Here is a 13,053-nt window from a genome sequence, read left to right on the forward strand (position 1 = left end):
ATCTTGGTCACAATTCAGAGCGATGCTTGCGTATAAGGCAGAGTGGTATGGTAAACAAGTCGTCGTGGTATCAAAAACATTTGCCAGCTCTCAACTTTGTTCGCATTGTGGAAACAAAAACAAAGACGTGAAAGATCTGGAATTGCGTGAATGGAAGTGTCTTTCTTGTGGTATGCATCATGATAGAGATGTCAACGCAGGACAAAATCTGAGAAAAGAGGCCTTAAGGCTTCTAACCGTAGGGACTACGGGGATTGCCTACTCATAAAGCCGAGGGATACTTTGGTGTTCGTAGGAATCCCCCATTTCAAACAGTTCGTTAGACTGTTAAGTGGGGGTAGTTCAAAATGTAGATGAAGAATTACACCCTACCGGAGGCAAACCTTATGCTGGGCCAGCTAATCTCGGTTCATACGGAAATTACTATGTTCCTCGTGGATATGCCGTTATTTTAGGAGAAAGCATTGGCACCGGGAAATCAGATGGATGCCCAACAACTGGTGACGAACAAGAAATTCTTGGTACAAAATCTGTCATAGATTGGGTAAATGGAAGAACAAAAGCATTCACAGAAGATGGTAAGGAAATAAAGGCGGATTGGTCTACAGGAAATGTTGGTATGACAGGTGTTTCCTATAATGGTACATTGCCGAATGCGGTTGCAACAACAGGAGTTGAACCAGGTGGTTACCAAGGTGAAGATGCAGATAATATGGCGGAAGCAGTATTAACAAGAGAGAATCCTGACGTTTGTAAAAAAGTTACAAAAGAGCTAACTGATGGACAAGACCGAAAAACAGGAGATTATAATGATTTTTGGGATAAACGTAACTACGTGAAGGATGCCCAAAATATAAAAGCGAGTGTATTTGTTGTACATGGCTTAAATGATTGGAATGTAAAGACAAAACAGTTTGCAAAGTGGTGGGAAGCTCTAGGAGAAAATAATGTTCCTCGCAAAATGTGGTTACATCAAGGAGGACATGGCGGAACATCTAGTAATAACTGGCAGCAAACGCAAAATAAATGGTTCGATTATTGGTTATATGGAATTGAAAACGGAATAATGAATGAACCGATGGTAGATGTACAACGAGAAAATAAGGCGTGGCAAAAATTAAAAAATTGGCCAGACCCTGCGGCAGTTCCGTCTAAAATACGTATGCTTTTAAGTAATAAAGCAGTAGATTTACCACTTAGAATGGGCGCGATACAACAAGTATCCTCATTATTAGATGATGCAAAAATAAAATCGAATCAATTGGTAGCAACTCCAGAATTAGAATCACCAAATCGGTTAGTATACGTAATGCCTAAGCTAGAAAAAGAAATGCGAATAAGCGGTACACCGAAAATTTCATTTAAGGGGAATATTGATCGTCCAGTTTCAAATTTAACGGCGCTACTTGTTGATTATGGTGGTGCGAAGCCAGAAATTGTTACGAGAGGATGGATGGATCCGCAAAACTTGAATGGGGAAGAACAATCAACGCCAATTATCCCAGGAAAAGATTACACACTTACATGGGACATGCAGCCAGATGATTATGTATTCCAAGCAGGCCATCAAATAGGAGTCGTATTAATTACAAGTGATTACGACTATACAATTCGTCCAAAAGCAGGGACGAAACTTACAGTAAAATTAAGTGAATTAACATTACCAATTGTAAAATAGAAGGAAGCCTCCGAATTTGGAGGCTTTTTTTGTACTGAAAAAAGTAGGGATTTAAAGGAATACTCTATATACTTCTCTAGCATAAATATTATGTTATTTTGAAATAATATAATATTTATTATATAATATTTTCGTATTAATAATGGATAATCATAATTTTTTAAATGAGGAGAATGGTAATATCTATGAAAGATGTAGATTTTATACTAGAAAGTGATGAAACATTAAAGCCATCTGAACGATTAGTATTATTACTGTTAGAAAAACATAGAATTTTATATACAAATGATCTGCTAGCGTTATCTAATTTATCATATAAAACATTAACAGATTCATTAACGGAACTCGTAGTAAAATCATACGTATTAAAAGAAACGGGAAAGGGAAGAAGGCAAAATTGCTATAGGTTAATGTAGGAGTTATTGTATCTATAAAAGAATATAAATCTAACCTTTTTCAAATAAAATATAAAAATCATTTTCAAATTTCATTTAAAAAATAAAATTTGATCAGGTACCTATTAACAATTATTTTTATATTAAAATCAGTTAATCATTTTCAAATTTACAAAAATATATACGAAATAAAAAAATAAAGTGTAACAAATTCATTAGGGTACGGAGATTTTTTGTTTAGTGCAAAATAAAAATACATAGTATTGCAACCAAAAGTATACACACGGTTTTACATGGAGAGGCATGCTTGTAGAGGCTCCATGTCAAACCAATATTGCTCTGCATTTTTCGTTGCAATTGTCTGCACTTTTGTTTTGCAGAAAACAGATTTTTTATTTACATATAAACACTGCAGTGTATTTTATGAAAAAATACAAAAATATATTTTGGTTAAATCCTAAACGGTTCATTCTAAAAATGAACCGTTGTTTATTACAAAAATATTTTTTATAGGATAACAAATTAAGAATAAAACGAAATTGCTATCATAATATTGTTATGTAAACTAAATTGGGTTAAAAAGGAATTTTCTATATTTGATAGAATTATTTCATAGTTAGAAAATGAAACAATTTTATGACAGAGGGAGATAACGATGAATCCAATTGTAGCAATTACAAATGCTGTAATGAATGGAGAACAGGAGAAGGTAGTTGCATTAATAAATGAAGATCAAAATCTTGTACATTCTTATAGTGAAGATGGCTGGACGCCTCTTCATTTAGCTGCTTATTTTGGTCATAAAGAAATTGCAAATTTTCTTCTGAAAAAGGGTGCCAATTTACATATAAAAGCGAAGAATCGAAATGAAAATACACCTCTTCAAGCAGCGATTGCAAACAAGAAAATTGAAATGGCTACATTTTTAATAGGGCAAGGAGCGGATGTCAATGCTGTACAGAGCGGTGGTTGGACAGGACTTCATGAGGCGGTATTATTAGGTGATGAAGAGACTGTAGCATTACTTATTGAAAACGGAGCCGATAAAAGTATTAAGAAAAATGATGGTAAAACAGCGTATGATATCGCACTGGAAAAGGGACATCAGCACCTTCTACACCTTGTATAAAGGGAATCAAAATAAAAAATTCATATTTACAAAAGGAAGCGATTATATGATAAACCATTGGAACGTGGGGATTTTTTTATTTAATGAAGTAGAAGTATTAGACTTTGCGGGGCCATTTGAAGTTTTTTCAGTTACAACAGAGATGAATGGAGTTCATCCGTTCACTGTTCATACAGTCAACCAAGATGGAAATATGATTACAGCAAGAAATGGATTAAAAGTGCAACCGGATTTTAGTATTAAAGATTTACCACCAGTTGATATTTTAATAATTCCAGGTGGATTAGGTGCTAGAGAATATGGAATGAAAAATGAGATTATTATAAATTGGATCAAACAGCAAATGCAAGAAGTAAAATTAATGGCTTCTGTATGTACAGGAGCATTACTTCTTGCGAAAGCGGGTTTACTTGATTCAAGAAAGGCGACAACACATTGGGCAAGTATTGAAAGATTTTGAGATGAATTTCCAAATGTAGAAGTATTAGAGAATGTAAAGTTCGTTGATGAAGGGCATATTATAACATCTGCGGGGATTTCTGCTGGAATTAATATGTCATTTCATATAGTAAAAAATTTATTAGGTATAGAAATCGCAGAAACAACGGCAAAAAGAATGGAGTATGATATTAAGCTTCGTAATTAGTTTTATATTAAAGTTGTTTCATATAATGTAATAAAAAAAGATCAGTGACAATGAATTGCTACTGATCTTCTTCATTTAGAGCTCTCGTATATATGTTAACTCTTCTTCTAATAGAAGTGGTCGTACAGAAGCAGCGGTATTTTCGGCTGCTTGATTAGCTGTTTTTGCTCCAGGGATAGCAACAGATACAGCGGGGTGCGAGAGTACATAACGAAGAGCCAATTGTCCTAAAGTTCGTTTAGAATTTGAAAGGGACCTCAATTGTTCAACCCTTTGTAAATCATCTTGAAACCATGTTTCCTTTGGCCAATCTTGTCGTAAATCACCATCAGGGAATGTTGTTTGCTCTGTAAACTTTCCAGTTAGTATCCCCATTTTTAATGGTCCACGAATGACAGCTCCTAAGTTTTGTTCTTGTAAGTAAGGTAATATATCATTTTCAGGTGCCCGGTTCAGTATGCTGTAGTCAAGTTGTACAACATCAATTTCCCCATCTTTATTAAAGTTTTTAATATATTGTAAATCATGTGTAGAAACACCGACAGCTCTAACTTTTCCATCCCGTTTTAAAATTTCAAATGCGCGAAGGAACGCTTCGGTTTCTTCTTTTTTGTCCCACCAAATATGACAAAAATAAACATCAATGTAATCGGTTTGCAGGCGAAGTAAACTAGTTTCGAATACTGCAATGACTTTTTCTGCTGTGTCGTAGACAGGTTCTCCATTAGGATCGTAGTGATGACCAATTAAACCTCCCTTTGTAGAAAGAACAATATCATTTCGATGTTCTTTTATTGCTTGTGCCACTAATTTTTCACTATGGCCTAAACCATATACATCAGCAGTATCAATAAAATTTACTCCGTATTCAATTGCCTTTTTCATTGCTACGATAGAATGTTTGTCATTTACAGGACCCCATTCATCACCACCAATTGCCCAAGCGCCAAATCCGATTTCAGAAACAGTTAAACCGGTTTTTCCTAATGTGCGGTAATGCATCTCTTTTTCTCCTCCTCCTAAGCAATCCCTAATAAATTATTCAGTGAAAATGCGAATGTGTTTGAGAGATAATTTTGCTTAGATTGGATTAAAAACATAAAACACTAATTTATAGCACAAAACATAAAATTTTCATCTGAAATATAGAGATGTCGTCGAAAGATATCTCTAATTGGTTAATTTATGAGATTTTTTTATAGAGGAGCTTATTTTACGAGAAGAGAATTTAGATTAGTAAGAGTAGATGCCTGTGGGAGTGAAATAAAATGGGTTAGGGGGATTTGAAAAATGAGGAAACTCAAGAAAGTAAATGTTCCTAATACACCACACCAGCAAACACAGTCTAATGAATATCGAGTTATGAATAAGAAAAAGTTGCGTCGGTTTATTTTAGTTTTTATTTTTATTTTTTCAGCCACTTTTTATGTTCAATATATCCTTACTAAGCAACAAGAAATGATCGTAAAAAAGCGAGACACGATTAACAATCAGCAAAAGCAATTAATTTCTTTAAAAAAAGATTCACGTTATTTAAAGAGCGAAGTTAAAAATTTGACAGATAATGAAGAAGAAATTTTAAAATTTGCGAGAAAAGAGTATCAATTCTCTAAGCCGAATGAAACTATATTTGTATTACCTAAGTAGATAAGCAGTGCTGAAAAGGAAAACGTCTGTTTAAAAAACAGTTAGCAAATTGAACAGCACCTCCGATTGTTAGACACAACCTAACAATTGGAGGTGCTGTTTTTTTGACTGCTTTTAAGGGGAAGTGTGTCATAATTGAACATTTGTAGGTGATATAATTTTCAAAAAGGAGGGGGTATATGAAAAAAGCGAACTTTATATATGAACTAGAAAAACGAATTGAAAGTATAAACGGAGATGTAAGCGTCATGATACAAGGGGAAATTGTGTATCGATACAACGAACAATTTGTGCATCCATCAGCTAGCCTAATTAAGTTACCTATTCTTTCATGTGCTATAGAAAACATGAAGGATGGAACCTTAAATCCATATGAACTAATTCCTGTTTCATCTCTAAAAAAAACTGGAGGAAGTGGTATTGTTGCTTCGTTACATACACCCAATATAACGATACAAGATCTCATTACATTGATGATTGCAGTTTCTGATAACGCTGCGACAAATTGGCTTATAAATAAGTTGAAAATGAATCACATTCAAAAACATATTGATTCAATGCAGCTAAATGGAACGAAACTACAACGATATATGATGCAAGCACCTAAGGAAACGGGAAAGGATAATTTTACAACAGCTGAAGATATTGTATCTCTACTAATGCATTATGAAAACGAAGAACAATTTTATAACCCACTTGAGAAGCAACAATTTACCTATAAATTATGTGGGAAGTTAGAGGGAATTGAGGGATTAGAACTAGCAAGTAAAACAGGAGAACTGCAAACTGTTACACATGATGCTGCACGATTGAAAATAAATAACCAAACGGTATATATAGCTGTTTTAAGTTCAAATATTGAATGTGTAAATTATGCAAATTATATATTTTCAGAGATTGGACATTTAATTGTACAATATCTACTTAAATAAATATTGTTAAAATTCTGTAAATTGTATATAATATATAGTAAGCGGATACATTTCTTAATTTATGATGAGTCTTTAGCTCATTCGACTGTTAAGAAAACCGTTATCCTTGTATAAGAAAGGAAGATTTATGTGTACGCTTCTAATACGATTTATATCGTAGGGGACGCAAAAGCACCTCAAAACAATCCTATTACAGAAAAATTTAAAAGCTACTTTGTTGCATTTGTTGTGGAAAAAGATACAGGGAAAATTGTGGATGCGGATTGTTCAGCAACTATTTCATTAACTGTCCAATTTGTAAAACATTTATTTCTACATAGAAATATAAATGACGCGCAATTAGTAGAAGAAATTAAAAATCGTTATTTCGGATCATCTCAAAAAGCATTGCTTGTAGCATTAAAGGATGCGCAAAAAAAATATAATCAAATTGCTGCTTTGTCTACACATTCATAGACAAAATCCAGCCATAAGATCCATTCTTATGGCTGGATTTTTTTATTGGACAGAAAGGATGAATGAAATGAAAATCATGGATCTAACCGTAAAACGTCGCTATATCAAGCTTCATACACCATTTAAAACAGCTTTGCGCACTGTAACCGAAATTGAAAGTATTGACGTTTTTATTCACACAGATGAAGGGATTGTAGGAAAAGGCGCTGGAGCTGCGACTCCGGTTATTACCGGGGATTTTGCGAGTGGAATGGAAGAAGCTATTTTAGGACCAATCCGCTCGGTATTAATCGGGAAAGATTTGCAGCAATTTCAAACATTGTTATTACAGATTCAAATGAGCTGTGTAGGAAATACGAGTGCGAAGGCAGCAGTAGATATTGCTTTATATGATGTGTATTGTCAGTTTCATAATGTTCCGTTATATGCGTTATTAGGTGAAAAGAAAGAGATTCAAACAGACATTACAGTAAGTGTTGATGAACCTTTATTAATGGCGAAAGAAGCAAAAAAACATGTAGAAAAAGGATTTTACACATTGAAAATTAAAGTTGGTAAATCAACAGATTTAGATTTAAAACGCATTGAAGCAATCAGAAATATTGTATCAAAGGATGTTACTTTACGATTAGATGCAAATCAAGGCTGGAGTCCGAAAGAAGCAGTGTCGATTATTCGAGAAATGGAACATAGGAATTTAAATATAGAATTTGTGGAACAGCCCGTTCATGCGAAAGATTGGGAAGGGATGAAATATGTAAAAGATCATGTGCAAACACCAATTATGGCTGACGAAAGTGTTTTCTCAGCGCAGGACGCTTTAAAGCTTGTTCAAGGTCAATACGCGGATTTATTAAATATTAAATTAATGAAATGTGGCGGGATACGAGAAGCATGGAAAATTGCCGATATTGCCGGTGCTGCCGGTGTAAAGTGTATGGTTGGCAGCATGATGGAATCATCGCTTTCTGTGGCAGCAATTGCACACGTGGCAGCCGCTCATCCCAATATTCACTACTTTGACCTGGATGCTCCTTTATGGTTAATGGAAGAGCCGAGCGGAATCACATATAACGGACCAAAGGTAAACCTGCATCATGCAGTGAATATAAAATAAAGTTTCAGTGGAAGTGTTGTCTTAGAAGTCACGTTCTGTTTGAGCAGGGAGAAATATTAATAGAAGGAGGATGTGTTTATGAAAAAACTCACTACTGTGTTTTTTAGTTGTTTATTAGTATTTTCATCTTTTTCTGTTGCGAATGCTGAAGAGGTAAAAAGTAATCAAGCGTATGTAGATGTGGCGGCTGCAACATTATGGACTGGGCCAAATTTACTTCGCCCAATTGATGAGCCAAGTGCGACGAACCCTGTTGATCTATGGAAATGGACGAAATCGATGACGCTCGATGAAAAGCTTTGGTTAACAAGTACAAATAAATTAGAAACACAAGCTTTATTGGGGCAGGAAGTAACAATCATTGATCGGCAAGGTGAATGGGCAAAAGTAGTTGTTCATGGTCAGCCAACGCCAAGAAATGAAGCTGGTTATCCAGGATGGATGCCAGTGAAACAGCTAACCTATAATCAAGAATTTGCAGAGAAAAAGGAGCAACCATTTGTTCTGATTACAAAACCAACGGCTATTTTATATATTAACCCTTCTGATAAGTATAAGTCATTAGAAGTTAGCTATAATACAAGATTACCACTTTTAAGTGAAGATAATATTTCATATCGCGTGCTTTTACCAAACGGAAAAAAAGCATGGTTACGGAAAAATGATGGAAAGGTTTATAAATCGCAAAATGACATTCCTGTTCCAACGGGTGATGATTTAGTGAATACAGGGAAGCTATTTTTAGGATTACCGTATATATGGGCTGGTACAAGTGGCTTTGGTTTTGATTGTTCAGGTTTTACACACACAATTTACAAATCGCATGGTATTACAATCCCACGTGACTCTGGTCCACAATCAAAAGCAGGTATTGCTGTTGAAAGAGAAAACTTACAAAAAGGTGATTTATTATTTTTTGCTTACAATCAAGGAAAAGGAAGTGTTCATCACGTAGGAATGTATATAGGGGATGGGAAAATGATACATTCTCCAAATGCAGCGAAAACAGTTGAAATTATACCAGTAGATACACCAGGTTACATTGAAGAATATGCAGGTGCACGTCGTTATTTACCTTAATAAAATAGATTAATAGAAAAATAAAAGGGGGTTTTTGAATGAAAAAGGTTGTTCGTTTTTCATTAGTTAGTACGTTACTTCTTTCTTCATTTTTAGCTGGTTGTGGAAAAGAAAAGACTACTACAAAACCAAAAGAAGAGAAGAAAATATTGCAGTTAACAGAGACAGGAGAAATTCCATCATTAAATTCCTTAAAAGTAACAGACGCTGTTTCATTTAACGTATTAAATAATGTAATGGAAGGATTATTTAGACTTTCAAAAAACGATGAAGTCATTCCTGGAATTGCCCAAAAGCATGAGATTAGTAAAGATGGGAAAACATATACATTTCATTTGCGTGATGCGAAATGGTCTAACGGTGATCCTGTAACAGCTCATGATTTTGTATATGCTTGGAAGCAACTTGTTAATCCAGAAACGGGCTCTGAATATGCATATATCATGTATGACGTGAAAAATGCAGAAAAAATAAACAAGAAGCAAATCGGATTGGATGAATTAGGAGTAAAGGCTCAAGATGATAAAACGTTTACTGTAGAGTTAGAACATCCTGTCCCTTATTTTACAAAATTACTTTGTTTACCATCCTTTTATCCAATTAATGAGAAGTATATGAAAAAACAAGGAGATAAATATGGTTTAGAAGCGAATATGACGCTATATAATGGACCATTTACATTATCAGAATGGAAGCATGAAGCGAGTTTTACTATGAAGAAAAACGATCAATATTGGGATAAAAAAGAAGTGAAGTTAGATGAAGTAAACTACCAAATTGTTAAAGAAATTTCGACGGTAGTAAATTTATATCAAACAGATAAAATTGATCGTGCTGTTATTTCAACAGAATTTGTTGATAAATATAAAAACGATAAGGAATTGAAACAATATACAGATCCTGTGATGTATTTCTTCCGCTTTAATGAAAATGTCCCAATTCTTAAAAATAAAAATGCCCGCCTTGCACTAAGTATGGCTTTTGATAAAAAGGGACTAGCAACTTCATTTTTAAATGATGGATCAGTACCTGCAAATTACTATGTTCCAAATGGCTTTTTAAAAGGGCCGGATAAAAAAGATTTCAGGGAGACTGGGGCAGAGTTTAATAAAACGAATGTGAACAAGGCAAAGGAATATTGGGAAAAAGCTAAGCAAGAAACAGGAACAAATGAAGTTACGTTAGAAATGCTAAACTATGATTTAGAAAACTTTAAAAAAGTAGGAGAATATATTAAAGAACAATTAGAGAAGAACTTACCAGGATTGACGATAAATGTGAAACTACAACCACACTCTCAAAAACTAGCGTTAGAGAAAAAGAAAGAATATGAAATGTCATTATCACGTTGGTTGCCGGATTATCCAGACCCGATGACTTACTTAGAAGTCTTTATTTCAGAAAGTGGTGTCAATAATACTGGTTATGCAAACCCAGAATATGATGCATTAATTAAAAAGACAAAAATGGAGCTAGGAAATGATGAAAAGGCACGCTGGAAAGCGATGCAAGATGCAGAAAAAATGTTGCTTGATGATGCGGTAATTGCACCAGTGTTCCAGCGCGGATTATCTTATTTGCAAAAACCATATGTGAAAGATTTATATGTACATCAATTCGGACCTGCGACTAGCTTGAAATGGGCGGATGTGAAAAAATAAAATAGCATACAAAAAAACAGACTGTACTTGAATAACATTCTGTTTTTTTTGTATGTAAAGGTGTCTTCAAAATTAAAAACTTCCTTTTAAACATTTAATTATGTTTGATGAAAAATAAAGTCTTTTAACATTAAACCATATAACTAAATGTTATTCTGTATTTTGTAGGGAGAAATATTAAGCTTCTTTTATCAATTTATATGGAATAACTTTTTCAAAAGTTTAGATTAAATTTACTCAATTTTTGGTTACACATTTTTTATACAGAGTAGCATCTACAAAATGAGAAATTATTACAATGAATTAATTGGTTGATAATGATCCTTTAGTTTGTACATACTATACCAAATAGGGAGTTTATTTGAAAATCAATATCAATGTTAATTAGATGACTCATTCAAATGTTAATTGTTGGAATGGAGTATCTCCTCAGACACCTATTTGCTATGTGGTTTTTTAAGAAATAATAGAGTTTAACTTTGTTTTATTTGATCTTAAGTATGACTTTTAAATCAAAATGGGACAGAAATTTCGAATAGGAGATCTAACTATGGGGAACTTATCTATGTGTCAACATTTATTTTATGAAATCCATAGAGATGGAAATGGACAATTTATAAAATTTCTTCAATTAATTGAAATAGTAAGGGGTGAAATGAATGAAGTATGAAGCAATATATACTGTTGAAGTTTCCGTAGGTAGTGAATTAGTAGTAAAACACGATATTAAGGCTCATGGTATTGAAGAAGTCATTAGAGAACTTTCAAAAAAGTATTCAGATAGAGATGAGAATTTGGTGGATAATATGGAGAGATAAGGACTTTATATAGAAAATACAATGCTTTTGAAATATGAGGGTAGAATGAATAGGTTTTTTAAGGAGGATACAGAATGACATGTCACGATAGTGAAAACCAAATAGAAGAGCAGAAAGATTTAAAATGGTGGCAGCTATCGCTTATTGGGATTGGTTGTACAATAGGAACTGGTTTTTTTTTAGGATCAAGCATAGGAATTAAGCTAGGTGGGCTTTCAATTGTATTCATGCTTATTTTGGCAGGATTTACTACCTATATTGTATTTGAGGCTTTAGCAAAAATGACAATAGCAGATCCACAAAAAGGCTCCTTTCGTACATACTCTCGAAAAGCATTCGGACATTGGGCAGGATTTTGTCATGGGTGGACATACTGGTCCTCAGAACTATTAATCATGGGTAGTCAATTAAGTGCATTAGGGATATTTTCTCGATATTGGTTTCCTAATATCCCTCTTTGGATATTTATTTCTATTTATGGGATAGCTGCTTTAATGGTCATTTTCATTGGTATTAAAGCTTTTGAACGTTTGGAAAACTGGATTGCAATAATAAAGGTAATAGCCATTATAGGATTTATAATAATAGCAATCATGATCATCTTTGGATTGATTCATGGTGGTTTTCATAAACCACAGTTTCCAAAAAATATAAAAGAACTTTCCCCGAAAGGTTTACAAGGTTCTTGGTCTTCTCTTATTTATGCCTTTTATGCATTTGGTGGTATTGAAATTATGGGTTTGATGGCAACAAGACTTAAAGAGCCCAAAGATTCAACTAAGTCAGGTAAAGTAATGTTGTTACTCTTAACAATTATTTATATATTATCTATAGGATTAGCTATAATTATGGTTCCACTTCATTATTTTAATATGAAAGAGAGCCCATTTGTAGTCGCTTTACAGGACTATAATTTACCGTACATTCCATTCGTGTTCAATGTAATCTTAATTTTAGCGGGATTTTCGACATTGGTAGGTTCATTGTTTGCGGTAAATAGTGTATTGATAAATCTAGCTGAAGAAGGAGACGCACCAGCTTTATTTGCAAAAAAAGGGAAAAGAAATATCTCTTTTCCAGCTTTAATACTTATAGTAATAGGACTAGGAGCTTCTATTATTACAGCTTTATTGCTTCCTAAAAGTATATATGAATACATAACAACAGCGGCTAGTTTAATGCTGTTGTATACTTGGGTTTTAATTCTTCTTTCTTTTAGGAAGTTAATGAATCCTAAAGGTTGGGAGCAGCTCAAAAGCATAATAGGTCTAATGATTATTGTATTAGCTATAAGTGGAACAATATTTCAAAAAACAGTTCGGTTCGGCTTTATGGTCAGTTTTTTGTTCCTAGGTATTATCATAGGAGTGACAATTATTATGCATTTTTTATGGAAGAAGAAAGAAACTGTCTAGTATGAAAGAAATAACAAGAAAAGATTTTAAATTTTGCAACTGCGGTGATGTATCCTTCATTCCAAAGTAATGATTTTAT

12 protein-coding genes and 2 pseudogenes are annotated in these 13,053 nt (G+C 33.7%); 13 read left to right on the forward strand and 1 reads right to left on the reverse strand.

Going from position 1 to position 13,053, the window contains the following annotated elements; all coding sequences use genetic code 11:
* The 5 genes and pseudogenes from Y7E_RS28805 to Y7E_RS28810 all read left to right on the forward strand — a co-directional run.
* Positions 1-268: zinc ribbon domain-containing protein (locus Y7E_RS28805; RefSeq protein ID WP_017149260.1), on the forward strand; the 268-nt coding region annotated here is incomplete at its 5' end.
* A 72-nt stretch (positions 269-340) separates the two neighbouring features.
* A pseudogene (locus tag Y7E_RS0100010) lies at positions 341-1,678 on the forward strand (Xaa-Pro dipeptidyl-peptidase); the annotation flags it as partial.
* 185 nt (positions 1,679-1,863) lie between these two features.
* Positions 1,864-2,094 carry a hypothetical protein gene (locus Y7E_RS0100015; RefSeq protein WP_003198034.1) on the forward strand — a complete coding sequence of 77 codons (231 nt, stop codon included), beginning with the start codon at positions 1,864-1,866 and terminating at the stop codon, positions 2,092-2,094.
* A gap of 634 nt (positions 2,095-2,728) precedes the next feature.
* Positions 2,729-3,202, forward strand: coding sequence for an ankyrin repeat domain-containing protein (locus Y7E_RS0100020; protein WP_017149262.1), 474 nt, complete (start codon positions 2,729-2,731; stop codon positions 3,200-3,202).
* A 46-nt stretch (positions 3,203-3,248) separates the two neighbouring features.
* A pseudogene (locus tag Y7E_RS28810) lies at positions 3,249-3,848 on the forward strand (DJ-1/PfpI family protein).
* Positions 3,849-3,923: 75 nt separating this feature from the next.
* Here the strand turns inward: Y7E_RS28810 and Y7E_RS0100030 are convergent.
* Complete coding sequence (locus Y7E_RS0100030; RefSeq protein ID WP_017149264.1) at positions 3,924-4,850, reverse strand: aldo/keto reductase; 927 nt, start codon at positions 4,848-4,850, stop codon at positions 3,924-3,926.
* A 288-nt stretch (positions 4,851-5,138) separates the two neighbouring features.
* Here Y7E_RS0100030 and Y7E_RS0100035 point away from each other — a divergent pair, with 288 nt between their 5' ends.
* From Y7E_RS0100035 to Y7E_RS0100075, 8 genes are all read left to right on the forward strand, one after another.
* Positions 5,139-5,495 (forward strand): FtsB family cell division protein, encoded by a 357-nt coding sequence (locus tag Y7E_RS0100035; RefSeq protein ID WP_017149265.1) that lies wholly within the window; start codon positions 5,139-5,141, stop codon positions 5,493-5,495.
* Positions 5,496-5,674: 179 nt separating this feature from the next.
* On the forward strand, positions 5,675-6,427 hold the full coding sequence (locus Y7E_RS0100040; protein WP_017149266.1) for a serine hydrolase: 753 nt from the start codon (positions 5,675-5,677) through the stop codon (positions 6,425-6,427).
* A 129-nt stretch (positions 6,428-6,556) separates the two neighbouring features.
* A complete protein-coding gene (locus Y7E_RS0100045; RefSeq protein ID WP_017149267.1) occupies positions 6,557-6,883 on the forward strand; it encodes a DUF3870 domain-containing protein in 327 nt (108 codons plus the stop codon).
* A 67-nt stretch (positions 6,884-6,950) separates the two neighbouring features.
* Complete coding sequence (locus Y7E_RS0100050; protein WP_017149268.1) at positions 6,951-8,000, forward strand: dipeptide epimerase; 1,050 nt, start codon at positions 6,951-6,953, stop codon at positions 7,998-8,000.
* A 78-nt stretch (positions 8,001-8,078) separates the two neighbouring features.
* A complete protein-coding gene (locus Y7E_RS0100055) occupies positions 8,079-9,080 on the forward strand; it encodes a C40 family peptidase (RefSeq protein WP_017149269.1) in 1,002 nt (333 codons plus the stop codon).
* Positions 9,081-9,118: 38 nt separating this feature from the next.
* Complete coding sequence (locus tag Y7E_RS0100060) at positions 9,119-10,741, forward strand: peptide ABC transporter substrate-binding protein (RefSeq protein ID WP_017149270.1); 1,623 nt, start codon at positions 9,119-9,121, stop codon at positions 10,739-10,741.
* A gap of 659 nt (positions 10,742-11,400) precedes the next feature.
* The gene (locus Y7E_RS33455) at positions 11,401-11,559 is read left to right on the forward strand and encodes a hypothetical protein (RefSeq protein ID WP_017149272.1); all 159 of its coding nucleotides are present in this window, start codon (positions 11,401-11,403) and stop codon (positions 11,557-11,559) included.
* A 74-nt stretch (positions 11,560-11,633) separates the two neighbouring features.
* Complete coding sequence (locus tag Y7E_RS0100075; RefSeq protein ID WP_017149273.1) at positions 11,634-12,974, forward strand: amino acid permease; 1,341 nt, start codon at positions 11,634-11,636, stop codon at positions 12,972-12,974.
* Positions 12,975-13,053 lie beyond the last annotated feature (79 nt).

It is taken from the genome of Bacillus bingmayongensis (assembly GCF_000299035.1).
GTDB classification, from domain to species: Bacteria; Bacillota; Bacilli; order Bacillales; family Bacillaceae_G; genus Bacillus_A; species Bacillus_A bingmayongensis.

Excerpts from the sequence above, each read along its gene's own strand:
- Y7E_RS0100040 (WP_017149266.1), top strand. The coding sequence starts at position 5,675 with ATGAAAAAAGCGAACTTTATATATGAACTAGAAAAACGAATTGAAAGT.
- Y7E_RS0100020 (WP_017149262.1), top strand. The coding sequence starts at position 2,729 with ATGAATCCAATTGTAGCAATTACAAATGCTGTAATGAATGGAGAACAG.
- Y7E_RS33455 (WP_017149272.1), top strand. The coding sequence starts at position 11,401 with ATGAAGTATGAAGCAATATATACTGTTGAAGTTTCCGTAGGTAGTGAA.
- Y7E_RS0100050 (WP_017149268.1), top strand. The coding sequence starts at position 6,951 with ATGAAAATCATGGATCTAACCGTAAAACGTCGCTATATCAAGCTTCAT.
- Y7E_RS0100015 (WP_003198034.1), top strand. The coding sequence starts at position 1,864 with ATGAAAGATGTAGATTTTATACTAGAAAGTGATGAAACATTAAAGCCA.
- Y7E_RS0100035 (WP_017149265.1), top strand. The coding sequence starts at position 5,139 with ATGAGGAAACTCAAGAAAGTAAATGTTCCTAATACACCACACCAGCAA.
- Y7E_RS0100055 (WP_017149269.1), top strand. The coding sequence starts at position 8,079 with ATGAAAAAACTCACTACTGTGTTTTTTAGTTGTTTATTAGTATTTTCA.
- Y7E_RS0100060 (WP_017149270.1), top strand. The coding sequence starts at position 9,119 with ATGAAAAAGGTTGTTCGTTTTTCATTAGTTAGTACGTTACTTCTTTCT.
- Y7E_RS0100075 (WP_017149273.1), top strand. The coding sequence starts at position 11,634 with ATGACATGTCACGATAGTGAAAACCAAATAGAAGAGCAGAAAGATTTA.
- Y7E_RS0100030 (WP_017149264.1), bottom strand. The coding sequence starts at position 4,850 with ATGCATTACCGCACATTAGGAAAAACCGGTTTAACTGTTTCTGAAATC.